Annotated in this window: 29 protein-coding genes and 1 pseudogene; 8 read left to right on the top strand and 22 right to left on the bottom strand. The window is 41.6% G+C overall.

Annotated features, from left to right (window positions below; genetic code table 11):
• The first annotated feature begins 238 nt into the window (after positions 1-238).
• The 3 genes from GZ22_RS12490 to GZ22_RS12485 all read left to right on the top strand — a co-directional run bounded on the left by GZ22_RS12490 (position 239) and on the right by GZ22_RS12485 (position 2572).
• Positions 239-1291, top strand: a complete 1053-nt coding sequence (locus GZ22_RS12490; protein ID WP_038563060.1) for a tetratricopeptide repeat protein — start codon at positions 239-241, stop codon at positions 1289-1291.
• A 16-nt stretch (positions 1292-1307) separates the two neighbouring features.
• Positions 1308-1451 carry a hypothetical protein gene (locus tag GZ22_RS18620; protein WP_164072078.1) on the top strand — a complete coding sequence of 48 codons (144 nt, stop codon included), beginning with the start codon at positions 1308-1310 and terminating at the stop codon, positions 1449-1451.
• Between the two features lie 146 nt (positions 1452-1597).
• On the top strand, positions 1598-2572 hold the full coding sequence (locus GZ22_RS12485; protein WP_038563057.1) for a Gfo/Idh/MocA family protein: 975 nt from the start codon (positions 1598-1600) through the stop codon (positions 2570-2572).
• 80 nt (positions 2573-2652) lie between these two features.
• Here GZ22_RS12485 and GZ22_RS18295 read toward each other — a convergent pair whose 3' ends face one another.
• From GZ22_RS18295 to GZ22_RS12435, 10 genes and pseudogenes are all read right to left on the bottom strand, one after another.
• Complete coding sequence (locus GZ22_RS18295) at positions 2653-4305, bottom strand: nucleoside recognition domain-containing protein (protein ID WP_038563054.1); 1653 nt, start codon at positions 4303-4305, stop codon at positions 2653-2655.
• Positions 4299-5411: pseudogene (locus GZ22_RS12475) on the bottom strand (NAD(P)/FAD-dependent oxidoreductase). Before GZ22_RS12475 ends, GZ22_RS18295 begins: the two are co-directional and overlap by 7 nt.
• Before the next feature lie 154 nt (positions 5412-5565).
• Positions 5566-6174, bottom strand: coding sequence for an NAD(P)H:quinone oxidoreductase (gene wrbA / locus GZ22_RS12470; RefSeq protein WP_038565995.1), 609 nt, complete (start codon positions 6172-6174; stop codon positions 5566-5568).
• A 142-nt stretch (positions 6175-6316) separates the two neighbouring features.
• Complete coding sequence (locus GZ22_RS12465) at positions 6317-6916, bottom strand: alpha/beta hydrolase (protein WP_038563052.1); 600 nt, start codon at positions 6914-6916, stop codon at positions 6317-6319.
• A complete protein-coding gene (locus GZ22_RS12460; RefSeq protein ID WP_038563049.1) occupies positions 6916-7860 on the bottom strand; it encodes a ring-cleaving dioxygenase in 945 nt (314 codons plus the stop codon). The genes GZ22_RS12465 and GZ22_RS12460 overlap by 1 nt, the downstream gene beginning before the upstream one ends.
• A gap of 88 nt (positions 7861-7948) precedes the next feature.
• Positions 7949-8884, bottom strand: coding sequence for a ring-cleaving dioxygenase (locus GZ22_RS12455; RefSeq protein WP_038563046.1), 936 nt, complete (start codon positions 8882-8884; stop codon positions 7949-7951).
• A gap of 22 nt (positions 8885-8906) precedes the next feature.
• Positions 8907-9527: a nitroreductase family protein gene (locus tag GZ22_RS12450; protein ID WP_038563043.1), complete on the bottom strand. Its 621-nt coding sequence runs from the start codon at positions 9525-9527 to the stop codon at positions 8907-8909.
• A 643-nt stretch (positions 9528-10170) separates the two neighbouring features.
• Entirely contained in the window at positions 10171-10524 is a 354-nt protein-coding gene (locus GZ22_RS12445; RefSeq protein WP_038563040.1) for a hypothetical protein, read from the bottom strand.
• Between the two features lie 119 nt (positions 10525-10643).
• Entirely contained in the window at positions 10644-10970 is a 327-nt protein-coding gene (locus GZ22_RS12440) for a hypothetical protein (RefSeq protein ID WP_038563037.1), read from the bottom strand.
• An 86-nt stretch (positions 10971-11056) separates the two neighbouring features.
• Positions 11057-11266 carry a DUF5316 family protein gene (locus GZ22_RS12435; RefSeq protein WP_038563034.1) on the bottom strand — a complete coding sequence of 70 codons (210 nt, stop codon included), beginning with the start codon at positions 11264-11266 and terminating at the stop codon, positions 11057-11059.
• Positions 11267-11494: 228 nt separating this feature from the next.
• Here GZ22_RS12435 and GZ22_RS12430 point away from each other — a divergent pair, with 228 nt between their 5' ends.
• Complete coding sequence (locus GZ22_RS12430; RefSeq protein WP_038563032.1) at positions 11495-11878, top strand: VOC family protein; 384 nt, start codon at positions 11495-11497, stop codon at positions 11876-11878.
• Between the two features lie 50 nt (positions 11879-11928).
• On the opposite strand, the gene GZ22_RS12425 is transcribed toward GZ22_RS12430, so the two are convergent.
• Together GZ22_RS12425 and GZ22_RS12420 are read right to left on the bottom strand one after the other, a co-directional pair.
• Positions 11929-12342, bottom strand: a complete 414-nt coding sequence (locus GZ22_RS12425) for a YbaN family protein (protein ID WP_245609729.1) — start codon at positions 12340-12342, stop codon at positions 11929-11931.
• Positions 12343-12516: 174 nt separating this feature from the next.
• Positions 12517-12990 (bottom strand): STAS domain-containing protein, encoded by a 474-nt coding sequence (locus tag GZ22_RS12420; protein WP_051748258.1) that lies wholly within the window; start codon positions 12988-12990, stop codon positions 12517-12519.
• A gap of 205 nt (positions 12991-13195) precedes the next feature.
• Between GZ22_RS12420 and GZ22_RS12415 the strand changes: the two genes are divergently transcribed.
• A complete protein-coding gene (locus GZ22_RS12415; protein ID WP_038563027.1) occupies positions 13196-14260 on the top strand; it encodes a tetratricopeptide repeat protein in 1065 nt (354 codons plus the stop codon).
• Between the two features lie 54 nt (positions 14261-14314).
• Entirely contained in the window at positions 14315-15175 is an 861-nt protein-coding gene (locus tag GZ22_RS19120) for a GNAT family N-acetyltransferase (RefSeq protein ID WP_164072076.1), read from the top strand.
• Between the two features lie 257 nt (positions 15176-15432).
• On the opposite strand, the gene GZ22_RS12400 is transcribed toward GZ22_RS19120, so the two are convergent.
• Positions 15433-15858: a MaoC family dehydratase gene (locus GZ22_RS12400; RefSeq protein ID WP_038563021.1), complete on the bottom strand. Its 426-nt coding sequence runs from the start codon at positions 15856-15858 to the stop codon at positions 15433-15435.
• Between the two features lie 633 nt (positions 15859-16491).
• Here GZ22_RS12400 and GZ22_RS12395 point away from each other — a divergent pair.
• Positions 16492-17910 carry an MFS transporter gene (locus GZ22_RS12395; protein ID WP_038563018.1) on the top strand — a complete coding sequence of 473 codons (1419 nt, stop codon included), beginning with the start codon at positions 16492-16494 and terminating at the stop codon, positions 17908-17910.
• Positions 17911-18005: 95 nt separating this feature from the next.
• Here the strand turns inward: GZ22_RS12395 and GZ22_RS12390 are convergent, their stop codons facing one another.
• Positions 18006-18608: a TetR/AcrR family transcriptional regulator gene (locus GZ22_RS12390; RefSeq protein ID WP_038563016.1), complete on the bottom strand. Its 603-nt coding sequence runs from the start codon at positions 18606-18608 to the stop codon at positions 18006-18008.
• Positions 18609-18754: 146 nt separating this feature from the next.
• Here GZ22_RS12390 and GZ22_RS12385 point away from each other — a divergent pair, with 146 nt between their 5' ends.
• A complete protein-coding gene (locus tag GZ22_RS12385) occupies positions 18755-19492 on the top strand; it encodes an SDR family NAD(P)-dependent oxidoreductase (RefSeq protein ID WP_038563013.1) in 738 nt (245 codons plus the stop codon).
• A gap of 44 nt (positions 19493-19536) precedes the next feature.
• On the opposite strand, the gene GZ22_RS12380 is transcribed toward GZ22_RS12385, so the two are convergent.
• Genes GZ22_RS12380 through isdE form a run of 8 tightly spaced genes read right to left on the bottom strand, consistent with a single transcriptional unit; the run spans position 19537 to position 26085 of the window.
• Positions 19537-19869: an antibiotic biosynthesis monooxygenase gene (locus tag GZ22_RS12380; protein ID WP_038563007.1), complete on the bottom strand. Its 333-nt coding sequence runs from the start codon at positions 19867-19869 to the stop codon at positions 19537-19539.
• Positions 19870-19884: 15 nt separating this feature from the next.
• A complete protein-coding gene (locus GZ22_RS12375; protein WP_038563005.1) occupies positions 19885-20661 on the bottom strand; it encodes an ABC transporter ATP-binding protein in 777 nt (258 codons plus the stop codon).
• On the bottom strand, positions 20662-21699 hold the full coding sequence (locus GZ22_RS12370; RefSeq protein WP_404819733.1) for a FecCD family ABC transporter permease: 1038 nt from the start codon (positions 21697-21699) through the stop codon (positions 20662-20664).
• The gene (locus GZ22_RS12365) at positions 21696-22625 is read right to left on the bottom strand and encodes a helical backbone metal receptor (protein ID WP_038563002.1); all 930 of its coding nucleotides are present in this window, start codon (positions 22623-22625) and stop codon (positions 21696-21698) included. Before GZ22_RS12365 ends, GZ22_RS12370 begins: the two co-directional genes overlap by 4 nt.
• A 24-nt stretch (positions 22626-22649) precedes the next feature.
• Positions 22650-23444, bottom strand: a complete 795-nt coding sequence (srtB, locus tag GZ22_RS12360; protein ID WP_038562999.1) for a class B sortase — start codon at positions 23442-23444, stop codon at positions 22650-22652.
• Positions 23441-24229 carry an ABC transporter ATP-binding protein gene (locus GZ22_RS12355; RefSeq protein ID WP_038562995.1) on the bottom strand — a complete coding sequence of 263 codons (789 nt, stop codon included), beginning with the start codon at positions 24227-24229 and terminating at the stop codon, positions 23441-23443. The genes srtB and GZ22_RS12355 overlap by 4 nt, the downstream gene beginning before the upstream one ends.
• Positions 24219-25202, bottom strand: coding sequence for a FecCD family ABC transporter permease (locus tag GZ22_RS12350; RefSeq protein ID WP_038562992.1), 984 nt, complete (start codon positions 25200-25202; stop codon positions 24219-24221). The genes GZ22_RS12355 and GZ22_RS12350 overlap by 11 nt, the downstream gene beginning before the upstream one ends.
• A gap of 10 nt (positions 25203-25212) precedes the next feature.
• Entirely contained in the window at positions 25213-26085 is an 873-nt protein-coding gene (gene isdE, locus GZ22_RS12345; RefSeq protein ID WP_038562989.1) for a heme ABC transporter substrate-binding protein IsdE, read from the bottom strand.
• Positions 26086-26128 lie beyond the last annotated feature (43 nt).

Genomic DNA, 26128 nt, shown 5'->3' with positions numbered 1-26128 from the left:
AAGCAGGAGAGCTTTTCTTAATTATGTTAAATTTTCTCTTCTAACAACAATTGCTTGTTTCTTACTATTGTGAAAATCTGCTATCATAGCTTTTGGAATAATCTTTATATCATCTTCTTAATATTTAATTCCTATATCTTTATAGTAATTCCTTCCAATTACCAGTCTCTCAATTCAATATTCGACAAAAAATGGTAGAATTGTATCTAATAATATTATTTTAAAGGAGCTTTTCACTATGGGACGGAATCTCTCGGATCACCTCGATATTGCAGCTCTAATGGATAATTGGTCTGTCAGCATTCAGCTTGATAAAAAAGATGCTGCCGCCACCATCCACAAAGAGCTTAAGAAACATATTAACGAGTTCGATGTCGAGATGCTTATCACATATCTTCTGTTTGAGAGTCGCTATTATTTGATGCAAAAAGATGCTGAGAATACCGCTATATCACTTGATAATGCAAAAACACACCAAGACCACTTCCATGATACCCACCGATATTTCCTTCACTTAGCAGAAGGTATTCTTTTCTATGATGAAGGAAATTACCAAAAAGCACTTCACTATTTTGAGAATGCTGAGAATTACATTGATCAGCTGGATAATCCTATAGATATAGGTGAATTCCATCTCCGAAAAGCCATGACCTACTATTTTCTCGACATTACCAATCTGTCTGTTCTTCATAGTGCAAGAGCTGCAAAAGTATTCAAATCTTCTAAAAGAATGGAATTCCTGCTTGCCCGGACGCAAATGCTGCAGGGATTGAATTACATAGATCAACTCAACTACGAATCAGCGGAAAAATATCTTCTAACAGCGTTAACAACTTTCGAAAAAAACAAAAATCAAAACTTTATCTCGTCTACAAACCTTAACCTTGGCGTGCTTTATGTAAAACGTGATTTACCAGCTACTGCAATTCCCTATCTTAACGCAGCTCTGCAAGGGAAACAAAAACGTATTTTATTAAAGATTTTATACTTGTTAACTGATTGTTATTGGAAAACGAATCAACCTTCTAAAGCAATAGAAGTCTATAAAGAAGGATTTCAAGCCAGCATTGAAGAAAATAATATGACAAAGAAGTGGGAATTCGCAATGCTGCATAAAAAATATGAAGACAGGCTGAATTATGAAATTGTCTGGCAGGAGGGGATAAATTATTTTCAGAAAGTAGAAGATGTTTATAATGTCAGGCTTTTCTCGAAACAATTAGCCCAATATTATGCGGACAACAATCAGCATGATCTTGCAATGAAGTACTATCTACTAACTCTTACTTAAAAAGAGGAGGATTTGTTTGAAGAAAGTTATTTTTTCACTGGTACTGATAGGTACTATTGTTATAAGTAGCTTAGTCGGATATGCAAATCATCATGGTACTACAGAAAAGCCAACTGATCTTGGCAGCGCAGTATTTCTCTTAGAAATACTAGATAAATAAACAAAACATAACTGTTTTAAAGAACGGACATCTGCTTGATATGTGTCCGTTCTCTTTCTGTGCTCTTGATTAAGTCATACTTCATTCAATGCTAATATAGAAGTAGGATTATAGTATAACCACCCCTGAAAGGATGTTGATGCAGGTTGATTAGATTCGGTATTGTCGGTACAAATTGGATTACTGAGAGATTCATTGCAGCTGGCAGACAACATGGAGACTTCAAAGTCACAGCTGTGTATTCCCGGTCGGAAGAAAAAGGACAAGCATTTACTAAGAAGCATCAGCTTCCACTCGCCTTTACTGACATTAACGAGATGGCTGAACATGATGACATAGACGCCGTCTACATAGCCAGTCCCAACGCTTTACATGCGGAACAAGCCTTACTATTTATAGAGAACGGCAAGCATGTGCTTTGCGAAAAGCCTTTTGCCTCTAACAGTTCAGAAGTATTACATATGATTGGAAAGGCAGAAGAAAAAGGCGTCGTTCTTATGGAAGCGATGAAATCGACATATATGCCCAACTTCCTGAGCGTCAGAGAACATCTGCATAAAATCGGTCCTATACGCTCTTACTTTTCTTCAAGCTGTCGCTACTCTCCGTTTTATGATGATTTGAAGAATGGATCATTGCCAAATCTATTCAATCCAGCCTTATCTAGTGGAGCTTTAATGGATCTTGGTGTTTACACTATAGCACCCTTGGTTGCGCTGTTTGGCAGACCAACGTCTATTCAAACGACTGGCACTATCTTAGAATCAGGCGTCGACGGGCAAGGGCATATGCTTCTTGACTATAATGAAGTCAAAGCGAGTGTTATGTTTTCCTGCATCACGAATTCCTATCTTCCAACCGAAATCATCGGTGAAAAAGGAACCATAATCGTCCACCATATCTCAAGTCCGAAGAAAGTGGAAATACATTATCCTGACGGAACAAGTGAAGACATTAGCAGACAGCAGGAATATGACCCGATGTACTATGAAATTGCAGAGTTCATCCAGCTTATCCAAACGAATAAACAGCAGTCTTCAGTCAATACATGGGAAAATTCAATTATTACAATGGGGATACTGGATCAGGCACGAAGACAAATGGGTGTACTAATAAACTAAATAATAACGTCTGTAATCTTTCTCTATCTATCCAACAAGGACACTTCATTGCAGAAGTGTCCTTTCGTTTGTGCGTATTTTTAAAAGAGTGTATATAGGATAAAGGCCAGTCCTAATGTACTTGCAACAGAGGTTAATGCCTGTTTGGCGAATAAGCCGCTTGCATGCTTCACACTGAATTCGCGTGCAATAGTATATAGCGTTACAACACAGGACGATAACGTACTGGCAAGATAAACAAGCAAGAATATCTGGGCGGTTGATAAACTGCCGATCAAGACTCCGCCATTCTGGTTCAGCACTAGCAGCCCATCTTTGCGAATAAAAGAAAAAACGATTCCTTCCACTGTATCTGAAGGTAAATGCAGTACTTGCAGAAAAGGCTGAAGCATTACAGTCAACCACTGAAATAGTGGGGTGAACTGCAGCAGGGATGCAGCTATACAAATAAGCAAGAAGATCGGCATTGCCTGCAGAACGAATTGCCTGACCACTCCCTTTATACGAGCTGCAGTGCTAGCCATATCAGGCTTTTGCACATACGGCAGCGGCGCCTTTCTTTCCAGCTGTGGGGCAGCTTGTTTATTCCATATTCGTGTATGTATCGCACCGACAATAAATAATGCGACCAAATAAGGTAAAAAAAGAATAGGCTTTCCAGCTGCACCAAATAGCGATAAGGTGGCACCAATCTGATAGCTGCATGCGGAGCCGAATGATATCAGTGACACACACGCTCCCCTGGAACAGACACTGCAGCTCCTGCTTTGTAATACTGCTACAACGTTACAGCCGAAGCCAGTTAACACTGGTACAAGATCTCTTCCTGTCAGTCCAATTTTACGCAGCCATCCATCCAATGCATGGGTAATGTGCTCCTGCATACCGCTTTCCTCCGTTAGAACTGTTGCCACTGCCACTAGGGCAATAACGGGAAAAGCCCAAATAAAAGAATAAGAACCTAAAGTCAACAAACCATAATCCCCCACTAGCAGCACCGAAAGCAGCACCGGCAGATTGCTCAGAGCTTCCGCGAGCGGATTAAGGATATATGACTCTGCCAGCGGCTGCAGCCAGCTGGCTAAAAAATACGCTGTAAATACGGGTACCGCAAATATTGCCAGACAAAACATAAGAGCTAACAGCTTGCCCACTACCGGAATAGTAAAAGGGTATAGTAAGGATGGTGGTGGATTTTTCGCTTCAGGCAGGAAGGAGAGTACGCTCTTTGGCACTCCCCAAACTTCCGCCATTTCCATTGCCTGCAGCAATTCCTGCTGTCCCATTGCCTGACGCGTATCTTTCCAGAAGACGGGAATATGGAGCAGGTTTTCAATATACCTTCTTTCCTCTTGGGCAGGCATGTAGCGATCTGTGTGCGTTACTATTAGTACAGTCTTCCTTCCTCGTAGAGGCAGCAGATTCTCCAGCATATTTAACTCCTGCTTTAAAGATGCTGATGAGACGAATAATATCATGCTGCTAGCTTGGTTTGCATGCTCTAGGGTTAGCTGCATGGAATAGGCGTCTCCTTCTACGCGAAGACCTGGGGCATCTACCAATACAAGATTTGTACCTTGTACAGAAGCCGAAATTATCTCTACTGTCGATCCTTTTACATAAGAGCTCACAGCATTTTCTTTCCCGGTCAGCTGTCGAAAAAAGGTTGTTTTTCCAACTGATTCGCACCCAAGCAAGATTACTTCCTGACTTTTTTGATTGGCTGCTAGCATTGACACCGTTCACCACACATGGACAAATCATCTAGAATAAAATTCTCTTGTCTGTACTGTTCCAAAATAGATTGGTCCAATTGCAGATTATCCGCAATTGCTTTCGCTACCACCGCATAGCGCTGGCGGAATTTATAAATATAACAAAATACATGGCTGTCATGTCTCACTTCGGGTCCTGCCAGGAATAAACCTGGTGTTTTTACTACCTCATCATCTTCTGTAAGCAGTACTTTTCCATGATCACCTCTTGTGACAAGATCTCCAAGCAATGACGTACTCCCCGTAAACCCTGTTGCCAAAATCGGCTTTGTATCGCTGTAATATACTTTGTTGTCAGCAGTTTTAACGGCATATTTTCCGTCTTCCTGATACATGTGCACCGCTTCTGTGTTTCCGATCAATTCAAGTTTTTCTGGGTCCTCAAGTTTACGAATTCTGCCGTAGGTGTATGGCGTCAAAGAAACACTCGGATCACTATGATCGAATTCCCATGTATTGGTCTTCGCCAGCACCTTGACCTTGGCACCTCTGCTGCACAGCTGATAAGCAGCATCCATGCCACTCTCGTAGCCGCCAATTATAAGGTGCTCTGATTCAATAATATCTGCCCATGATTTCACTTCACTGGAGTGAAGCGCCAGTTCTGCTCCTGGAAATGGTTTACGGTTCGGGTATTGATACTCACCAGCAGCCCAGATAAGAAACCTGCTGGAGATATCTCCCTTGGATGTGCTTACCTCAAATCCATCTGAATTCTTAACAACACTGTAAACAGTTGTATTCTCCTACACCGGAAGTTCGAAATGATCTGCAATCAACTCTAAGTACTGTGCATAATCCACGCCGGTCGGATGTTCTTCATCCAATGTATATGCTGGAGATGTTTTCGGAGCAATTGCATTCAAATCCGTCTGTCCAAAGCCCTGAGCAGGAAAGGAAGGGGTAATGAACCGCATCTCTTGCGGCCAATTTCGGAAAGATGCACCGATTTCCCCTTTCTCTAGGATAACGAAATGTTCACAGCCCATCTCCTGCAAAATGCTGCCTATTCCGATGCCAGAAGCACCTCCGCCAACAATAATCACGTCATAATAAGGTTTCATTTTATATCTCCCTTTGCACGACTTCATTTTTAAATAGTAATAATTACGATTTAATTATCTTAAACCATGATTATCAGAATGTAAAGACATGCAAACTTTCGTAGTAAATAAAAAAGGCTGGTATGCGTGCATACCAGCCTTTCGTGTTATCTTATTAATTACCTTTTTTAACCCACTCTGCAACAGATACTGTACGTTTCGCCTGATGCTTCACAGCAGCTTCTACATCTTCTATCATCTTGCCGTCTTGACCCACTGTTACGCTTGTGCCGTAAGGGTTTCCTCCAGCTGCGAATAGTACTGGATCTGTGTAGCCAGGTGTTGCGATGATTGCGCCCCAGTGCATCATGCTAGTGTATAGGGAAAGCAATGTTGCTTCTTGTCCGCCGTGCGGATTTTGTGCAGATGTCATAGCGCTGACTACTTTATTAATTGTTTTACCGTTTGCCCATAGACCGCCTTGAAGATCAAGAAATTGCTTCATTTGAGATGGCATGTTACCGAAGCGTGTTGGTACGCTGAAGATGATTGCGTCAGCCCATTCCAGATCAGCAGAAGACGCGACAGGTACATCTTTTGTTGCTTCCGTTTGTGCTTTCCAAGCCGGATTAGCATCAATGACAGATTGTGGTGCAAGTTCTTGTACTTGCAGTACTTTTACTTCTGCGCCAGCTTCTTTTGCTGCTTCTTCTGCCCATTTTGCCATTTGATAGTTCGTGCCGCCCATGCTGTAATATACAACTGCTAATTTAACGTTTTCCATTGTTTCATTCTCCTTTGTTTTTCCGAATAATTTATCTAAAAATCCCATTTGTGTTTACACTCCTCATTTGTTGCTTTCACACTTGCTTAGAATCAACACCATTGATTGATGCACTATCGAGCTGATAAACTCTTATAACAATTTAGCCGATATACCATTCGCGAGCTGCTTCCACTTCTGTGTTCGTTAGCTGATGCCCGTTATTTTCCCAATGAAGCTGTACATCTGCATGCGCTTCTTTCAGTAGCTTGACCAGTTCCAATGTTTCCGCCGGTGAACAGATTGGATCATTGGTACCTGCGGCAATAAAGACGTTATTACCGGTTAGATCCGGAAGCTCGATTCCTCTTCTTGGCACCATTGGATGATGGAGAATAGCACCTTTTAAGCTATTCTGATAATGGAACAACAAGCTTGCAGCGATATTGGCGCCATTTGAGTAGCCGATTGCGATGATGTTATCACGGTCGAAGTTATATTCTGCCGCTGCTTCATCGAGAAACTTATTTAATTCCTCTGTACGGTATACAAGATCCTCTTCATCAAATACACCTTCCGCTAAACGCCTGAAAAAGCGCGGCATACCATTTTCCAAGACGTTTCCCCGCACGCTCAGCACGGATGCATCTTCATCAATTCTTCCCGCTAGTGGCAATAAGTCCAATTCATTTCCGCCGGTTCCGTGAAGCAGTAAGAAAGTCGGCTTGGTGCTATCTTTACCTTTATGAAAAAAGTGTTTCATCATTTATCTCCCTTCAAAACACTGACTTTGATGTCCGGTAGTGTTTGTTCCAATTCAACTCGTTCGGATTCAAACCAAGACGGCAGCATGAGTTTCTCTCCCAGCTTTTCTGTTTGTTCATCCACGGAGAAGCCTGGTGGATCTGTCGCGATTTCAAAAAGAATACCGCCGGCTTCGTGAAAATATAATGCGTTGAAATAATTTCGATCGGTTATCTCGGTCGGATGATGACCCTTCTCTTCCAAAAGCTTGTGCCACTTCTTCTGCTCTTCATCGGTTTTGGCGCGCCAAGCAATATGGTGAACAGTGCCAGCACCCATTAAGCCACGGACCTCAGGAGTGAGCTGAATATCGACAGTATTGCCAATGTCCGATTCGGCACGAAAGCGGAGATAATTGCCTTCCTGGCCGATGCATGTCAATCCCAGAATGTTCTCCAGAATATCAGCTGTTTGATGAGGTGCTGCCGAAAATAATGTCGCACCGGCAAATCCTTTTATCGCAACTGCGGATGTAATGCTGCCAAAGTTCCAGCTGTTCACTGGTCCTTGTTTTTGTTCCACCAGCTCCAGACGAAGACCGTCCGGATCAACAAAGCTGAGATACCTTTCACCGAAACGAACAGCAAATTCTGCTATAATCTCATATTTCTTCAGCCGCTCCTCCCAGAACGGAAGTGCTCCATCTGGGATGCTGTAGCTGGTTACGCCGACTTGCCCTTTCCCAATTCGACCCTTGAGCTGTTTCGGCCACGGAAAGAATGTGATGATCGTACCAGGGCTACCTAACTCATCTCCGAAATAGAGATGGTATACCTCAGGTCTGTCAAAGTTGATCGTTTTTTTCACAAGTCTTAATCCAAGCACACCTGCATAAAAATCAACTGTTCTTTGCGCATCGTTAACCATTGAAGTGATATGATGAATTCCCGCTGTTTTAAGCATTTTTCTCAATCCTTCCGCCTTGAGAGCGACTTTTTCGGCCTTTCAGTATAGAGAACTCCGATTGGAAACTTTTAATTCTTCGGTGAGATCAGTCTAGAACTCTAACCTCGAACGGCAATACATGATTTTCGATTTTACTGCGATGCTGTTCATATTGCTCTGGAAGCATTAATTTCTCACCCATTGTTTCCGGTGTTTCATCAATGGCGAATCCTGGAGGATCTGTTGCGATTTCGAATAGGATTTCGCCGTGCTCCCGGAAGTAAATTGCATTAAAGTAGTTTCTATCTTGAACGCGTGTAACGCCATAGCCAAGTCCATCCACATATTCGCTCCAATCTAGCTGATCCTGATCATCGCTAGCTCGCCATGCGATGTGGTGAACGGTACCGACGCCCATTTGGCTTTTTCCGCTCGTTGTCAGTTTAATATCAATTATATTTCCGATATCGCCTGCAGCTTGATAGCGGACATAATCACCTTCTTCTCCGACTTTCTCCAAACCCATTTGCTCGAGTAGTCCTGCTGTTGCGTCAGGAGTCTTAGAATAAAGTGTTGCTCCTCCAAACCCTTTGATTGCAACGTCAGGTGTTACTTCGCCAAATGTCCATGTATTCGTTTCGCCTTCTGCTCTTTCCACGATTTCCAAGTGCAGTCCATGTACATCATCAAACTGTAAGTACGTCTCGCCAAAGCGCTCTGTTTTCTTAAATGTAATATCAAATTTCGCAAGTCTGTTTTCCCAGAAAGCAAGTGCGCCTTTTGGTACCACATAAGATGTAACACCTACTTGACCGTCGCCGATTTTGCCTTGGTATGCGTTTGGCCAAGGGAAGAAGGTAATGATCGTACCTGGTTTACCTTTTTCATCTCCAAAGTAGAGATGGTATGTGCCTGGATCATCGAAGTTCACGGTCTTCTTTACAAGTCTAAGTCCCAATACACCAGCATAGAAATCAGTGTTTTCCTGTGGATGGCCTACAATTGCGGTAATGTGATGAATTCCTTGTGTTTGTTTTGTCATTTTTGTTCACTCCTAAGTTTTTTTATTGATAACTAACAAATTCACTAATAGGTCTGCGATATCCTCTTGGTTTTCTGCTTGCTGTTTTTTCTTTGCCGATCGTAATCATCAGCACAGCTTCATATTGCGCTGGAACATCTAATACTTCCTTTACTTTGTCGGCATCGAATCCGATCATCGGACATGTATCCCAGCCTTTTTCTTTAGCAGCCAGCATGAACAGCATGGCGGAAAGGGACGCATTTCGAATTGCTTCGTCCCGGTGAAACTCTTGCCCCCGTTCTTCATAAAAAGAAACTGTGTCATTCACCATAAGATCGTATTCTTGTTTATTGATGATACCTAACAGATTCAAGCCTTTATAGATATCGGCTGCTTGCTGAAAGGCTTCTTTATCGCCTAAAACTAAGATCACAGCCGAAGAACTCTCAACCTTGTACTGGCCGTTTGCCGCGACCTTTAATTTTTGCTTTTTATCAGGATCTGACACGACCACGTAATTCGTATGCTGCAGATTGAATGCCGATGGACCTAGCTTCACTAAGTTAAAGATCTCATCAAGTTCTTTTTTCGTTATTGGGTTGTCTGGGAGAAAGTTGCTTGCAGATCTCCGCTCATTCACTAACTCTGTAAATTGTGTCATGTCTTCTTCATCTCCTCATTTACCTCGAATTCGAGATATATGGTTAAAAAAATAATTTGCTATTATCTCGAATTCGAGACATTAGGATAAAAAAATATGAGTTCGCTTGTAGAAATTATTTATCTCTAATTCGAGATAATTATATATCACTTTAATTTACCCTGTCAACAGGTTATTTCCAATATTTTTTTCGCATGCAAAAGACCGGCACTAATGCACCGGTACACAATCATCAAAATCCAAATCGACCCGATTACCATTGTAATAGCATTCCACTATACAGGAGGACAATTCTTTAATAGCGTTTACATTGCAGAAATCTGAAATCGAAGGATGAGTTGCAGGATTCGTTGGTTGAAATACAATAGAACCTGATGAACTGACACTTTGCCGTTTAGCTTGTCTTCTTTCTTATACAACCAACTCAACCTTGACACCCATTTAACTGGAAATGTTATGTTAAGCGTATGCGAAAATATATAAGCAATCTTCTATTTGTCACCGGTGCTTTGACGATGTTGGTTTTAGGTCTTGTATTTGACTATTCGCTCCTTGCATTTGTACTTTCATCCTTGCAGTATATTGCCGCTCTTCTTGTCCATGGAAAAACAAAAGCTCGGACAGATTGATTGTCCGAGCTTCCTCACGCTGTTTCATCTTTTCTTTCTTTTCTGATTCTTAAAAGTATCATTTGCCATATCATAAGGAAAGTTAATCCCCAATAGTAGAATTGATTAAAACCAAAGCCCATAACCTGTCCAGGCCGCAGGATATTCAATACTGTCAAAACGAAAAGGAAGAATGCAAGAAATATAAAATCATAAATTAAGCTCCTTGCAGCCAAAGCACCGCCAATTACCAAGATAACAGCAACCGCAGCGAGCCAATTGCTATGCATAAACTGCAGAGCAATAATTTCGGGGTAATAATGAGCAATTAACCATAAAGTTATGATAGCAAAGGTAGCAATACGCATCCAAATAGAGAAAGCTTTCAATTTGAATTCCCCCCATATACATCTGTGTATATAAGAATACCAGAAAAAAGGAAATATAGAGTAGTTGATGAAGCAGACGTAGAAGGAAAATCATGCACCTATAGATCGATACATGCTATTCATAGGAAGACAGCTAAGGGTACTGTATAAATTAAAACAGCTGTGATAAAGAATCCGAGCATAATATAGGTTTGAATTCTCCAAAAATTCCTCATCTCTGCTTTTGATTGAAACGGCATTGATGCCAATAAGGAAATAATCATAACGAGGATTCCAATAAACAAAACAATGCCCGAGCTAAGAAGCAGAAACATGTGCACGAGATCATCCATGAATTGTTCAAAATCAGCGAACCAGTCGCTAATGGATTCCACTACTTCTCCCGTACCATAGTCTTCATCTGCTGTAGAAACATTCAACAAGATGAATTTATCTACTAGTTTCATAATCTCAACCTCCTTAACCAATTCCAGGTACTTTCGTTCATGTACATTTCCTATCCCTCATACCCAATATTTGTAATTTTATTCTTTTAAAATAACAAATGTAGAAATATTGCCAAGATTATCAGCAGCACTCCAACGAACACAGAAATTCTTCCAACCTTTAACCTCAGTAATCTATCTTCCTTCGTCTCGGTATGATAGTTCGCCCGCTGCTGTGATCCGCTAGTTAGAGCACCCATAAATACCCCACCATTTATGATTGCAATAACACCGATTATGAGTAATACATTCGCCATCTGCATCCTCCTTCGGCTCTTATAGTGTTTATACGTGTATCTATGGAAAAGGTTGCTATTTGATCATTACTTTTATGTAGATAAACCATCTGTTTTATAAGAAGGAAAAGAAACAGCAAAAAGCGTATAGATAAATGAAGGAGGAAAGAACATGATTACCTTACATATCGAACTCACTTCGACCCAAACTCAGCTCGTGATTACTGCTGTCCTGGATGGTATGTCCTTATGACAGAAGCATCCTTTTCCCATTTACTGCAGATTTTCCCCTGTCCAGATATACAAAAAACTGCACATTATTATGAAAAAATAGGATTTCGGTCTGTCTCTTATCTTAATAGCGCGGAGCCGCATATATGCCTGTACCGTGATACCATAGAGCTTATCCTGACGCAATCTTCACTGGCTAGAATCTTTCCAAACCGTACACAGTATGGCTACGGATATGATGCGTATTTCATTACAGAGAAACAAGCAGCGATGCAGCAGGAATTTGTGGACAAAGGGATCACACTCGTCCGCCCTTTAATGGTGACAGACTATGGCAATAAGGAGTTTGTATTTGAAGATATAGATGGCAGATGGATAGCGGTCGGGAACAAAATGTCATAAAAAAGACCGTCTTCTCAATTGAAAACGGTCTTTCACTCTATCTATAAATGTCATGCACGATTCTTAACAGCGTCGCTTGCTTCTTCCGGTTTTATCGTTTTAATTTTCTTTATGAAATAATAGTGCTTTATTAGACCAAGTACAATTAATACAATTTTCACTAGCCATATATCAATATAAAATACCGAAAATAAAATGAAGGCATCTGCAATTATGTTGATTCGGATTTTTTCTTTAAGGGTCATGCCTTTTTTCTCTGTAATAGCCAGCACATATTTTGTATAAAAAGTGGTGCTTTTAAACCAATCGTCAATTCGTTTGGAGCTTTTTGCATAACAGAATGTAGCTGCCATTAAGAACGGGCCTCCGGGCAGTACCGGCAAAACGATTCCTGCTATCCCAAAGCCTAAGAAAATGGTTCCAAGCAGGAAGAATAGGACGTTCTTCAGTTTTTTTATTTTCATCACCTTACTTTATAAATTCCTTTGATTACCTCGCATTATAACAAAAAAATAAGATGGAAAGTAAGCAGTTATATTGCTAATGCTAGCAGTATTAAAGCAACTGTAAGAAATCTGTCAATATAATGGAAAAGTATTGAAAAAGAGCCCTCGCATTTGCGAAAGCTCTTCGTTGGATTATTTTTCTATTTCCCTAATTTCCATGCCCTTCTGCTTTAACAGGCTTTTAAGGCCGGAACGGAATGTGGAATATGACTTGAATCCTTGGAATCCTGAATTCGATAGGACAAGTTTTTGTACCAATTTGGCTGAAAAGCCGACGAATATCGTTTCGACACCCATCAGCTTCAGTGCCTCTGTCAGATTCTTTATATTGGCACTTAGCTCCCTGTAGCCTATTGTATCTATGTCCAAGTAGTTGATGCCAGTAAGATCGATGATGACTGTATCTGCATCAACATCGACAACGCTGCCTACGATCTTGTCTTGAATATGTGTAAAACGCTCCACAGAAAATGTTCCAGTCAGCGGAACAAGTATTGTATTCGGTACAATGGATGGAATCATCGGCGCAGATAGTTCCTTGATCATTCCCTCATATTCTGCAAGTTTCTTCTTCAGCTGTTCATTTTCCTGATGCAATTCTTCCATGCTTGCTATGTTCCTCATCACCTTATCGTGAATTTTTCCTCTCTATCTATAGCAGTATTATACACGCTCTTCCTGAGATATAGAATATACTTCCCATTTCTCATAGCGTGTAATCTACTTGTAATTTACATTTTATGCATCTTTATCTACAAATTTCGGAGTAAATGGTAAAATATAACGAAAGATGACTATAAAGGGGACGCGTATGGATAGTAGTTTGCTCGTAATAGATCAAGATTTGACTGCGGCTTTGGAGGAATGGTATTTGCATATCCGCCTTGGGAAGCGGCAGGAAGCATCGGATATATATCACGATTTATCAAGTCGGATAGCGGATCTGAAACGTGAAGATACGCTTTACATAGTTTATTTACTGCTCTCCTGCAGGTTCCATGTACTTGTATCAGATTTGAAGAAAAGTAAATATTATCACGAAGAAGCTGGCAAGTATAAGCATGCTTTCGTGCCAGCATTACATTATTATTATCACCTTGCAGAAGGAATGCGCCTATGTGAGGAAATGCAATACATGTGTGCCCTTGCTTCCTTTGAACAGGCAGAGGTATATCTTTCTTCTATTGATGATGAAGTAGAGCATGGTGATTTCCACTTCCGAAAAGCGACGACATATTTCTATTTGGATATTTCATCTCTTTCTGTCTTCCATACGGAATATGCAGTGAAAGTATTCGAAAAATACCCAGCTTATCGCTATTTGCTTGCTCGCAGTCTTCTAATGAGAGGCCTGAACTTTATTGACCAAAAGGAATTCACTCAAGCAGAGAATGCTTTGAATGATGCCCTTTCACATACTGATTTTAAAAATGAAGGTGCCCTGACTGCATTGGTGCAGCATAATATCGGTTACTTATATACTGCACAGCAAATGCCGTTAGCCGCTATTCCATATTTAACAGCCGCCCGTAAGTACCGGACATACTCCGCTTATTTGAACACCTTATTCCTTCTGGCAGACTCTTATTGGAAAACTGGACAGCAGGATAAGGCAATAGATGCTTATCAGGAAGGATTCGGGCTGAGCATCGAGGAGAAAGATAACATATTTAAGTGGGAATTTGCCATGCTGCACAAGAAGTATGTCGATCGTGCAAATTTCGAAACGGTGTGGACAGAGGGAATTGAATACTTCTTGAAACAAGGCGATAAATTCAATGTACGAACTTATGCCAGTGAGCTGGCGGCGTACTTTACAGAAACCGGACAAGACGATATGGCTATTTATTATTACAAGCTTTCTTTGCAATCCTAATACATGCAAGACACAACAAGAAACGGCAAGGAGTATCACTATAAGGAGGAACGTATGACTCATAATTTAGTCTTACTAAAGCCGATTTCCGAGGAAGATGCCAACGCATTGCTGCCAATCTGGTCAGATGCTGCAGTAACGAAGTGGACGCGTTATCCTATTTTACAGTCATTAACAGAGGCGAAAACTCGAATCAAGCAGTTGGAACAGACGAAGCATACAAGCCGATATACGATACGACAGCACGATAACCAGACCATCATCGGTACTTGTGGATTCAAACGCCTGAACTTTCTGCATGAAACAGGCGAAATCGAATTCGAGCTCGGCAGTGCCTTTTGGCGCCAAGGCTTCATGACGGCAGCTCTGCAGGAGCTTCTACGTATCGGCTTTGACCGTTTGCAGCTGAATAGGCTCGAGGTCAAGGTTAATGCCGATAATGTCGCTTCTCAACGCTTGGTTAGACGTGCAGGCTTCCAACAAGAGGGTACCATTCGCCAAGGACGCAAATGGGAAGGACAGTTTCAAGATGTGCTGCTCTTCAGCCTGCTTCATTCCGAATTCCGCTCTTCGGCAGCAGCCGAACGAATCGGACAGCTCGAGCTGCTGCATTTGCTAGACCTGACAAAGCATTCCGCATCATATATGAATGAAATTGTTAGTGAAGTGAATGATCACGTCGTACGCTTGGCTGTTATTGACGGTGACTATCATTGGCATAAGCATGATGATTGTGATGAAGCGTTCCTCGTTCTCGAGGGCGAACTATATATTGACCTGGAAGAAAAGACAGTCAGCTTACAGCCAGGTGACCTATTCACTATCCCTGCTGGTGTCATGCACCGAACCCGTTCCCAACAGCGGACGGTGAATATTTGCTTCGAGAAGGCTGTTAATGAAATAACCGGGAGCTAAAAGAACAGGACAAAAGTATTTCGGTCAAAATTCAGCTCAGCCAGAATACTTCACTTTCTGCCTTCACTGTTTGTGTCGACTATACAAAAGAGATTTAGTTATTACTAACTAGCGGAGGAAATACACGGAGACTCCTGCGGGAGGAAGGCCTAGGTGAGACCCCGGAGTGCGACAGCACGAGGAGGCTCACCAGCCGCCCGCGGAAAGCGTAGTGTATTTCCGGAGCGGCGATTGCCGGTTTAGCCCTAGTTCCTTTTTTAATTATCAATTAGTGCGCTAAGTTCCGCTTGAAATACTTTCACTTCATCTTGATTATACGTGCTCAGCTGTACCGTCACGATACCATTGCCACGCCGTTTTGGAACTGTCTCGATCACTTCTACAACAACCCGGAGCTCATCATCCGGGAAAACTGGCTTAATAAATTGGATATTGTTCATTCCAGTCCCGGCTACTACGTGCTCTCCGTAAACACCAGTCTCAACCCACAGCTTAAAGGAAGTACTCATCGTCTGCATTCCAGACGCAATCAGATTACCGAAGCGTCCTTGCTTGGCCTTTTCTTCGTCTATATGCATGTATTGAGGATCGTACACTTTGGCAAATTCGATAATATCTTCTTTTGAAAGCTTGAGGGCTTTCGTTTCGTAGCGCTGCCCTACTTCATATTCACTGAATTTCATCCTGGCACCTCTATTTCTATCGCCTGTACTTTTACCTATATATTGGTTTGCGATATGTATATGAATTCATGTCGGTATTATATAGAAAAAAATAAGAGATGTACACTGTGTTATATATCAGATTTCTCGCGTAAATAGTCAAAAGTAAAATATTTTATGTTTAGTCTGTAGTTTGTTAGGGTATCTAATATGAGTTAAATAATAGAGGTAATACAAGGGGTCATCGTGTTCTTGGATGATAACCATGGCTGTGTATTTATTGATTAGATGGAAATATGTGTAGTAGGAAAGGAGGAATGTATGTACTCTCCTTTGCTTGATGATTTATTTAGGTTGATACAATTTAACTTACTGAATCAAAATCCTTTCAAATACACTTTGAAAGCTTTTTTAATTACATTTTTTATTCAGTATGGTTAAAGATCTTTTGCGTACAATATGATCATGTTAGCAAAGCGATGGATCAAACCATAAATCAAAAAGTATGGGTGTTTACAGTAAGATACATTTTCCTCATATGACAGCTTTGCTGGTTCTACCCCTCATTCCCAATGGGAAATGCAGTGAATTGAAGCCAGTTTAAACTGTATTTGTTGTCCTTGTATAACCGTATACCATGGAGTTGACAAAAAAATGAAATTTAACAAGAAGAAGATTAACGTTGTAGATATTCAAACAGCGAAGAAAAGTGTGTTTGCTACCGGAGTAGGAAACGCAATGGAATGGTTCGATTTTGGTTTATATTCCTACTTAGCTGTTATTATCAGTCAAAACTTTTTTAGTGCAGTTCAGAATGATGAGCTGAAATTAGTGTTCACCTTTGCAACATTTGCGATTGCCTTTTTGATGCGTCCAGTAGGCGGAATCATTTTCGGAAAAATTGGCGATAAATTAGGAAGAAAAGTCGTTTTAACGACCACAATCATTTTAATGGCATTTTCTACATTACTCATCGGTTTATTGCCTACATATGATCAAATAGGTATATGGGCACCGATACTCTTATTAACCGCAAGAATTATTCAAGGTTTCTCAACTGGCGGTGAATACGCTGGTGCAATGGTCTACATTGCAGAATCTTCTCCAGATAATAAGCGTAATATTCTGGGAAGCGGATTAGAAATTGGTACGCTTACAGGCTATATATTAGCTTCACTAGTTGCCAGTTTGCTCTTTATCGTTTTATCCGATGAACAGATGGCTTCCTGGGGATGGAGAATACCGTTTCTACTCGGCTTACCATTGGGACTAGTTGGGTTGTATCTAAGAAAAAGCTTAGAGGAATCCCCAATTTTCGAAAATGAACTTTCAAATAATGAAGGACAAGAACAAGAGGAAGAAAGCTTCCTGTCTATACTGAAAAACCATAAAAAAGATATTATTGTTTGTTTCGTAGCTGTGGCATTCTTTAATGTGACAAACTATATGCTATTATCTTACATGCCATCCTATTTAGATGAGATTATCGGCTTATCCAGCACTACAGGTACTGTTTTAATTACACTTGTCATGATTATCATGGTGCCACTTACATTAATGTTCGGTAGGCTCAGTGATAAGATTGGAAATAAGACCGTCTTTTTAATTGGTCTAGGTGGACTGACACTTCTTTCTGCGCTTGCTTTTTATTTCGTAAACTTGAATGGTTTAATATTTGTTTCGTTAGGTATTCTCATTCTAGGTGTGCTGCTTGCAACGTATGAAGGCTCCATTCCTGGATCATTACCAACGATGTTCTACACCGATATACGTTACCGAACATTATCTGTTACGTTTAATGTCTCGGTTTCCATATTCGGTGGTACTACACCACTAGTTTCAACTTGGCTCGTCCACCAAACAGGGAATAACTTAGCACCTGGCTGGTATTTAACAATCGTGAGCATTATCGGATTCCTAGTGATTCTATTCTTGTTCAAGAGTACTTCAGGAAAATCCTTAAAAGGATCTTATCCAACAGTTGCTACAAAGTCTGATTATAAAGAAGCTGTTGAGAACCCAGAGGACGCTCTTTGGTGGAAAGCTGAACAAGAAGATAATAAACCTGTGTAACAAGCGCTCACTCTGTACGAGTTTCGATGAAGATATACAAAACAAGCTCAACCTCTCTATCACTTGATGAGGTTGAGCTTGTTTTTTTATTTGAACTAACGTCCGATATATTTGAAGGATTGAATATGCGTTTGTGATAATTCGATAACGTCCTTTGTGAATTGTTCCTCGGGAATTTTAAAATCCTCTGCAATCAAGTTGCGGACGAGTCCGTAAAATCCAAAACCTGTGTAAATCTTGAAGTACTTCATATTCACTTGCATCCCATTGATTGTTTCAAATTCAAATTGTTCTTCATATATGTTCTTAATTGCATTTGGAAAACGGGTATGCATACCCGGTAATGTGTCTTCATATTTAATTAGCTCAAAAAAGCTTTTGTGTTCATAAATGTAAGCAATTAGTGAAAAGGATGGGACATCTATCTCTTGTGTAGATGTTTTTCTTCCCGGCGTATACATAATACCCGCAGCGCCCTCCAGTCCCGTAAACATCTTATCGAGCAGATCCTCTGCCAACTCGATTTTATCTTGATAATGGAAGTAGAATGTACTGCGATTATAAGCTGCTTCTTCGACGATATCTTTCACTGTGACCGCATGATACCCCTTTTTCTTTATCAGCTTGATCAACGCCTCACGAAAATGCTCTTTTGTCCGATTGCGCCGTTTAGATGTCGAATTTTGTTCATATTCCATAAAAAAATCCCCCCTTAGTCAGACATTATTGGATTATCTGTCTAATAATTAGACATCTGCTTTTCAGCTACTGATTGAGAAATGTGTCCAAAGTATTACAATTAAATTGTAACCGATTTAATTCTATTATACTGGGGGAAACAAAAATGGGGAAATTACAAAATAAAGTTGCACTAATTACAGGGGGAGCATCAGGGATTGGCGCTGCTACAGCTCGTCTTTTCGCAGCGGAAGGCGCTAAGCTCGTATTAGTCGACTTGAACGAAGAAAAAGGAAAAATGGTGGAGGAAGAGCTTAAAGCGAATGGCACAGAAGCAGTCTTCATCAAAACGAATATTACAAGTGAACAAGAAGTAGCTGATTTGTTCAAACAAGCAGTTACGGCTTTCGGCAAGATTGATATTGTATTCAACAATGCTGGAATCGGTCGCGTTCATCCTTCACATGAATTGGATTATGCAGAATGGCGCACTACTGTAAACGTGGACTTGGACGGTGTCTTCCTAGTAGCCCGCGAAGCACTTCGCGTAATGCTTCTTAACGGCGGTGGAAATATCGTGAACACTGCTTCCATGTATGGTTGGGTTGGCTCGCCAGGATCTGCAGCTTATAATGCGGCTAAAGGCGGCGTTGTGAACCTTACACGTTCTCTTGCACTTGAGTATGCGGACAAAAACATCCGCGTAAACTCACTATGCCCTGGCTTCATCGACACACCAATCATCCCGGAAGATGACAAAGCGGCACTTTCCACGATGACACCAATGAAGCGTCTTGGTAAAGCAGAAGAAATGGCGAAAGCTGTTTTATTCCTAGCTTCTGACGATTCTTCTTATATGACTGGTAACAGCTTGATTGTTGATGGCGGTTATACAGCACAATAATATAAGCAAAATCCCCTCTCTTACATAAGAAAGGGGATTTTTTATTAAGAGACATTTTCCTTTTGCACAATAGATTTTCGGCTGACCGCTACATCATACGTTGTAATAGTTGATGATTGAATGAATTCCGGCTGTTTCTTTCCGTGTTTATGCTTCTCACGGAATTCATCACTTCCAAGCCATCTTGAAAAGTCTTCAAACGTTTCCCAGCGGGTGCTGATGATTACTTCTTCTGTATCTGATTCTTTGCGGTTCACCAATACATCCAAATCGATGAATCCTGGAAAGCTATCAATCAAACCTGTCTGCTGAAATCGATCTGTTAGTCTATGTGCTTCGCCCTTGGTGATCCTCACTGTATTTTTCACTATAATCATTTTTCATCTCTCCTTTTATAAGTAAACGCCTATTGGATTAATCCATAATTTATCAGCTTGATTGGTAATGGCCGCTTGCAGCTGAAAGACATCTTTTAATAATTCGCTTGTCATGATTTCACCCGGTATGCCGGTTTGATAGATGGCTCCCTTTTGCATTACTACTAGAAAATCACTAAATTGTATCGCTTGATTCAGATCATGTAAGACAAGGACGATAGAGATGCCGATTTCCCTATTTAACTTCTGTAAAAGATGCAGCAAATCAAGCTGATGAGCTACATCTAAATAAGTCGTTGGTTCATCCAGCAGCAATATATCTGTCTGCTGGACGATCGCCATCGCAATCAGCACCCGCTGCCTTTCTCCTCCAGATAATGTCTCCACCTGGCGGTCAGCCAGATGACTGATGCGGCATTCTTCCATAGCCCAAGCAACTAACCGGCTGTCCTCATCTCGTTCTCTTTGCCAATTATTCTGATAAGGCAGCCGTCCGAACTGGACAATATCCTGAACAATGAAATCCATCGGTATCGGCTCGCTTTGTTTCAGCAATGTCACTTGCTTTGCCAATTCATTTCGCTTTAGTTTCTTTACATCATGCCCCTTCACTTCCACTTTTCCGGAAGAGAGCTTCAGCAAGCTGCTGATACTATGCAATAAAGTCGACTTACCAGAGCCGTTAGGTCCAATAATGCCCGTAATCTTTCCTTCTGGAATATCCAATGAGGCTTGTAGAGTTACAATATTCCCACGCTGTATTGTTATATCCTGCAAGCTGGCTATTGCCATTTATCTCAATCCTCCTTTTCGTAACAGCATCAAGAAAAACGGTGCACCTATACAGGCCATCAAGATGCCGACCGGAAGCTCGATGGCTCCGAACCAACTTCTTGCCCCTGTATCCGCAAATACAACAAGAGCCGCGCCGCTCAATGCTGACAGAGGGTGCAGGAAACGGTAATCACCCCCTATCAGTAATCGAATAATATGCGGTACAACTAAACCAACAAAACCAATCAGCCCTGCGACGCTGACAGCAGCTCCTGCTAAAAGCGCAGCTACCAGAATAAGATAGAATCGCTGCCTCTCCACATGAAATCCAAGGAGCTTTCCTCTGTCTTCTCCGAGCAATGATATATTGGCTGATCGTATAAGCAGCATTGCAGCGGTTAACCCAATCACTGCATATGGGAGAAAGAACCTGACCTCATGCCAGCCCTTTCCATTCAGTCCGCCTGAAAGCCATGGCAGCACACTCTGGACGCTATCGCTGTAAAGCAGCATAATGCCGGAAGTAATTGCTCCGAGCAAAGCATTCACTGCTACTCCGGCCAGAATCATCCGGAAAACAGAAACCCCATCTTTCCAGGCCATCACATAAATCAATAAAGCAGAACTTAATGCCCCGATAAACGCTGCCACCGGCAATAAGTAACTATAGGCAGGAAAAACGAGCATTGTAATAACCGCTGCCAGACCCCCTCCAGCTGATATACCAATAATGCCTGGGTCAGCCAATGGATTACGCGTGACACCCTGTAAAATACCTCCTGAAACCGCAAGGCAAGCGCCGACGAGTATTCCTAAAACAACTCGTGGCAGGCGCAAATTCCAGACGATATTTTCTGTCAGCGGATCAGCATTCCCACTAAATAACGCTATAAATTCCTGTAAAGACACGGAAACAGAGCCGCTGATTATGCCATAGACAGACGCAAGGATCAGCGAAATGATGGAGAGAAACAGAAGAAGTAAGCGTCTATGTTTTCTCTTAACTCGCCAATTAACTTGCTTCAGCTCTTTTTCTTGAATCGTTGTCGCATTCAATCTGGTTTCTCTCCTTCCAGGTAGTCCTGCATCAAATCGATAGATTCAGTAATTCGCGTTCCTGGATTTGTCCCGAACAAGTCATTTGGCAGAACAAAAACTCGATCCTCTTTTACGGCATTAATGCTGCTCCAAGCAGCATTTCGTTCCATCTCCCGCTCAAATCCTTGCTGTACCTCTTCAGATTTACCGTGGGTAATCAGCATGACTATGTCAGGATTAGCATTCACAATCTCTTCTGCGTTCAGCTGAGCGTATTGCGGGAATTCTTCCAAAGATGGAAAATCTGCTGCAATGTTATGAGCACCCGCTTTTTCCAGGATATCTCCGCTCAGCGAGTTTGGCAGAGCTACCATGTAGGTTCCTGGAGTCCCATAAATGATGACAACCTTCTTATTTTTGTATTTGTCACTATCAATCTCAGCAAGCTTTGTGTCGATCGTATTCGTTAGTTCTTCTGCTTGTTCTTTTTTATCAAGCATTTCTCCAAGAAGCGCTATTTGCTTCTTTATATCTTCAATAGAATCAGAATTGGTATAAACAACTTCTGTACCTAGACTTTCCAGCATCTGCTCATCTTTCTGATTAAAGTCTGCGTTTGCTAAAACAACGTCACTTTTAACGCTCGCTAACATCTCATGATTTATCTCGTGAACTGTTCCAATCTCAGGTATATCCTTCCATTCTGACTTTATCGCACCATCTGCAGTCGGTCGTCCAACAACATTAGCTCCTAGCGCTGACAGAATTTCCAAATCTCCGTAACTTACTGTTGCAATGTTACCTGGTACTTCATTGAAACCAACCTCTCTGCCAGCGAAATCAGATATTGTTAATGCCGCTTCCCCTTGCTCCTGATTTGCTTGTGTGGAGGCACATGCCGTACAGAAACAGACTAGCAATGCGATAATCATGACTCTTTTCATCTTTTTTCTCCCTCCAATACAGGATTACTGTTTGGTCAGCTTGGCATGGACTACGAATCTATTCTGTTTCGGCTGCCAAATGGAATCACAGGTGGAAAGGGTGAGAATCTGGTCATCCGCATCTATCTCTACATCGGTGGAATAGATGGATTTCTCCTGTATTTCCTGTAAAAGATCCTCGTATCCTCCAGCCGATGAGAAGTCGGTTTGTATGTAATCAAAATCAGTTGTTGTTGTATAAACCGCAAAAATTTCAGCTGTATAACTGCCGTAGATTGTGTCGAATTGTATCTGTTGATGATCTTTGTAGAACGCTTCATCTTCGTACTTCTTTAGGCTTCCGAACATAGAGTTATCTTTCATTCGATGTCCATACACGATTGTATTTGCTGACATGCTTTCCAGATTGTTGCGATAGTCCATAAAAATACTGCCTGCATCTGTCTGCTCTTCCTTATAGTTGCGATCCAAATAATAATCGTTGTCTGAAGCCTGTAAAATCGGATAATTAATCGGTGTGTCCTCGATGCTGAGCCAACCAATCATATCCGGATTGATTTCCTGCAGATGATCGAATGAACTCCGCGTCTCTGTTTCTGACTCCAACTTTGTTTTTGACTCTGACCCTGCTTCTGACTCTTGAATAGTTTCGGAACTCTTTGATTGATGATCTCTATGAATCTCCTGTACTTCCGCCAGCACCTTTTGATTGTCATAATAGCCGAACAGGATTTGACCGATTTGAAGAGCAGCATACAAAAAGACTGATAAAAGAAGGATTGTAATGATTCTGTCCCACATTTTCCGCTTTTTCTTCATGTAGCAGCTACTCCTTCTTTAAATGTCATCGGCAGAATGTACATGCCGGCCATCTCATCAAAAGCCACTTTTGCGTCCACGCCATATACAGAGCGGATCAATTCCTGCGTGACTATCTTATTGGGCTGACCATTTTCAAAGACTTTCCCTTGCTTCATGACAATCAGTTCATCACTATATTGAATTGCTTGATTGATATCGTGAAGCACCATTAAAATCGTAATGCCGTGCACCCTGTTCAATTTTTTTACAAGTTCGAGAATCTCAAGCTGATAGTAAATATCCAGATAGGTTGTCGGCTCATCCAGGAATAGAATATCGGACTTTTGTGCAAGAGCCATGGCAATCCAAACCCGTTGTCTTTCACCGCCTGACAGCTGAATGATAGGCGTTTTTCTAAAATCATTTAAATTCGTGCTTTCAATAGCCCAGTTAATTGCCTCTTGATCCTGTTTCGTCTCATTTCGGAATACATTGCGATGTGGCATTCTTCCAAAGGCGACTAAACGATCTACTGTCATATCTGTTGGCGATGTATTCTGCTGATGCACGACCGCCAAACGACGCGCAAGCTCCTTCGGTTTGAAATGGATGATTTTTTGGTCATCAAGCAGCACCTCTCCTGTTTCGGGCTGCAAATTATTGGCCATCACATGAAGCAATGTTGATTTCCCGCTGCCATTTGGGCCGAGAATGGTAGTCATCTTACCTGACGGGATACTGATATTCACCTTGTTCAGTACACTGGACTGATCGTAAGAGAAACTTATATCTTTAGTCTGCATGTACTTTGTCACTCCTTTTCAGCAAGAAGATAAGGAAAGGTCCACCAATGATCGCCATTATAGTTGAAGCAGGTATTTCAGATGGAGCAATGATTGTCCGGCCGAAAGTATCCGCAAGCAATATTAGTAATGCCCCGCTCAAAGCACTGAATGGCAATAGCAGCCGATGGTCGGTACCAACTATATTCCGCGAGATATGCGGGATCAGAAGACCAATAAAAGCAATAACGCCGCCGACAGCTGTTGCAATGGCAGCAAGCAGTACTGCCACACCTGAGATAACGATTCTCGCCATCCCGACGTTTAGTCCTAGATTCCGAGCTGTCTTATCCTGCAGCAGAAGCATATTGCACCAAGGGTACAAGAAGAAGGCCAAGATAATGCCAATTAGTCCGTATGTAGTTACAATTTGTACATCATTCCATGTTCGCATCGATAAATTAGATGAAGTAGATTGATCCGGTATTTTGCCTAGATAGCTGCAAACGGTAATAAACGCCTGCGTCAAACCTACGAACATGGCATTGATCGCAATCCCTATAAGCAGGATACGAATAGGATGCAAACCAGATCTCCAAGAGAGTAAGTAAATAAGAAAACAAGAAACAGTACCGCCTATGAACGCAAATAAAGGTGTCCAGAAAAAGTATTGCGGCAGCAGCGTTACCAGTAAGAGTGAAAAGAAGCTCGCCCCGGAAGACACGCCAATAACTCCAGCATCTGCAAGCGGATTACGGAGAACCGATTGAAGCAGCGCCCCCGACAATGCTAATGCAGCACCGCTGAACAGCGAAACAATGATACGAGGAAGACGCAAATCCTTCACGATTTCTACCTGCTCATTCGAACTGGAGAACAAGTTAGTCACAAAATCCCATGCACCGACTTTTATACTTCCAGTGATCGCAGAATAGACAATGGTTATGATCAGCAATACGCTGACTGTCACGAAACTAATTATCGATTTCTTCATCTTTTTCTCCTTACTTCTCCTCATAAAGCATGGTGTAAAGTTCATCCAGAGCTTCGTCTGCTGCTAGATTTCCAGTCGTTCCAAAGAGTGTTTCTTCCAGGTCATACACACGATTGTTTTGAACTGCCGAAAAATGCTTCCATATATCATTTGTTTTAAACTCATCATCAAACATGTCTACCACTTCCTTCGGCATACCATGTGCCGCTCGAAGGATGACATCAGGATTTGATTGCTGCAAGTACTCTGTGTTGGAGGCAAGGTATTCCACATTTTCTCCCTGGACGACATTTTCTCCACCTACGCGGGACACTAGATCACCGATATAAGATTTGTCTGTCGCAACCAGATAGCTGCCTGGTACACCTAACAGGATTAAAACTTTCGGCTTGTCTTTATCTGCTGTTTTCGCTTCGATTTCGTCTATTTTTTCTTTGAATTGGTTGTTCAAAGCTGCCGCCTGTTCCGTTCTGTCATATTTCTGACCCAACTCTGTAATCTCATCCTGCATTGAGGAAAGACTTGTAAAGTCTAAGTAATCCGCCGGAAGTCCGGCCTCATCAAAGACAGCCTTCAAGTCATATTCCAGCGTTGTCACGGACAATATATCTGTTGGATTAAGGGAGGCGATAATCTCCAAATCCGGATTCATCGGGTTTCCCGTTTCCACCACATCCATATAGCGTTTCGGCAGTTCTTTGTAGCTAGTAGGCTTTCCCACTACTTCATCTACTTCCAATGCATCTAGTATTTCTGTGATAGCAACTGTAGTAGAAACAATTCGCGACTCAGCAGCTTCTGCTGATGGTTTATCTTCTGAACGGGAACAGCCGGCAGCAATAACAGCCAAACATATAGATAGGACAATAAATAATCGTCTCATAGAGATTTCTCTCCTTTTCAAAGATAAAGCAAGTCCGGTACAC

This window comes from Terribacillus saccharophilus, assembly GCF_000725365.1.
GTDB classification, from domain to species: Bacteria; Bacillota; Bacilli; order Bacillales; family Amphibacillaceae; genus Terribacillus; species Terribacillus saccharophilus.
This window is presented reverse-complemented; position numbering and strand designations above follow the sequence as displayed.

Bases quoted from the DNA above. Each gene is read 5' to 3' on its own strand.
- GZ22_RS12375 (WP_038563005.1), bottom strand. From the start codon at position 20,661: ATGGCAATAGCCAGCTTGCAGGATATAACAATACAGCGTGGGAATATT.
- isdE (WP_038562989.1), bottom strand. From the start codon at position 26,085: ATGAGACGATTATTTATTGTCCTATCTATATGTTTGGCTGTTATTGCT.
- GZ22_RS12440 (WP_038563037.1), bottom strand. From the start codon at position 10,970: ATGAAACTAGTAGATAAATTCATCTTGTTGAATGTTTCTACAGCAGAT.
- GZ22_RS12425 (WP_245609729.1), bottom strand. From the start codon at position 12,342: ATGAAAATAAAAAAACTGAAGAACGTCCTATTCTTCCTGCTTGGAACC.
- srtB (WP_038562999.1), bottom strand. From the start codon at position 23,444: ATGAAGAAAAAGCGGAAAATGTGGGACAGAATCATTACAATCCTTCTT.
- GZ22_RS12350 (WP_038562992.1), bottom strand. From the start codon at position 25,202: ATGAAGAAATCGATAATTAGTTTCGTGACAGTCAGCGTATTGCTGATC.
- GZ22_RS12465 (WP_038563052.1), bottom strand. From the start codon at position 6,916: ATGAAACACTTTTTTCATAAAGGTAAAGATAGCACCAAGCCGACTTTC.
- GZ22_RS12490 (WP_038563060.1), top strand. From the start codon at position 239: ATGGGACGGAATCTCTCGGATCACCTCGATATTGCAGCTCTAATGGAT.
- GZ22_RS12395 (WP_038563018.1), top strand. From the start codon at position 16,492: ATGAAATTTAACAAGAAGAAGATTAACGTTGTAGATATTCAAACAGCG.
- GZ22_RS12455 (WP_038563046.1), bottom strand. From the start codon at position 8,884: ATGACAAAACAAACACAAGGAATTCATCACATTACCGCAATTGTAGGC.
- GZ22_RS12400 (WP_038563021.1), bottom strand. From the start codon at position 15,858: ATGAAATTCAGTGAATATGAAGTAGGGCAGCGCTACGAAACGAAAGCC.
- GZ22_RS19120 (WP_164072076.1), top strand. From the start codon at position 14,315: ATGACTCATAATTTAGTCTTACTAAAGCCGATTTCCGAGGAAGATGCC.
- GZ22_RS12390 (WP_038563016.1), bottom strand. From the start codon at position 18,608: ATGGAATATGAACAAAATTCGACATCTAAACGGCGCAATCGGACAAAA.
- GZ22_RS12365 (WP_038563002.1), bottom strand. From the start codon at position 22,625: ATGAAAAGAGTCATGATTATCGCATTGCTAGTCTGTTTCTGTACGGCA.
- GZ22_RS12420 (WP_051748258.1), bottom strand. From the start codon at position 12,990: ATGGAAGAATTGCATCAGGAAAATGAACAGCTGAAGAAGAAACTTGCA.
- GZ22_RS12435 (WP_038563034.1), bottom strand. From the start codon at position 11,266: ATGGCGAATGTATTACTCATAATCGGTGTTATTGCAATCATAAATGGT.
- GZ22_RS12430 (WP_038563032.1), top strand. From the start codon at position 11,495: ATGACAGAAGCATCCTTTTCCCATTTACTGCAGATTTTCCCCTGTCCA.
- GZ22_RS12380 (WP_038563007.1), bottom strand. From the start codon at position 19,869: ATGATTATAGTGAAAAATACAGTGAGGATCACCAAGGGCGAAGCACAT.
- GZ22_RS12355 (WP_038562995.1), bottom strand. From the start codon at position 24,229: ATGCAGACTAAAGATATAAGTTTCTCTTACGATCAGTCCAGTGTACTG.
- wrbA (WP_038565995.1), bottom strand. From the start codon at position 6,174: ATGGAAAACGTTAAATTAGCAGTTGTATATTACAGCATGGGCGGCACG.
- GZ22_RS12415 (WP_038563027.1), top strand. From the start codon at position 13,196: ATGGATAGTAGTTTGCTCGTAATAGATCAAGATTTGACTGCGGCTTTG.
- GZ22_RS12385 (WP_038563013.1), top strand. From the start codon at position 18,755: ATGGGGAAATTACAAAATAAAGTTGCACTAATTACAGGGGGAGCATCA.
- GZ22_RS18295 (WP_038563054.1), bottom strand. From the start codon at position 4,305: ATGCTAGCAGCCAATCAAAAAAGTCAGGAAGTAATCTTGCTTGGGTGC.
- GZ22_RS12450 (WP_038563043.1), bottom strand. From the start codon at position 9,527: ATGACACAATTTACAGAGTTAGTGAATGAGCGGAGATCTGCAAGCAAC.
- GZ22_RS12460 (WP_038563049.1), bottom strand. From the start codon at position 7,860: ATGCTTAAAACAGCGGGAATTCATCATATCACTTCAATGGTTAACGAT.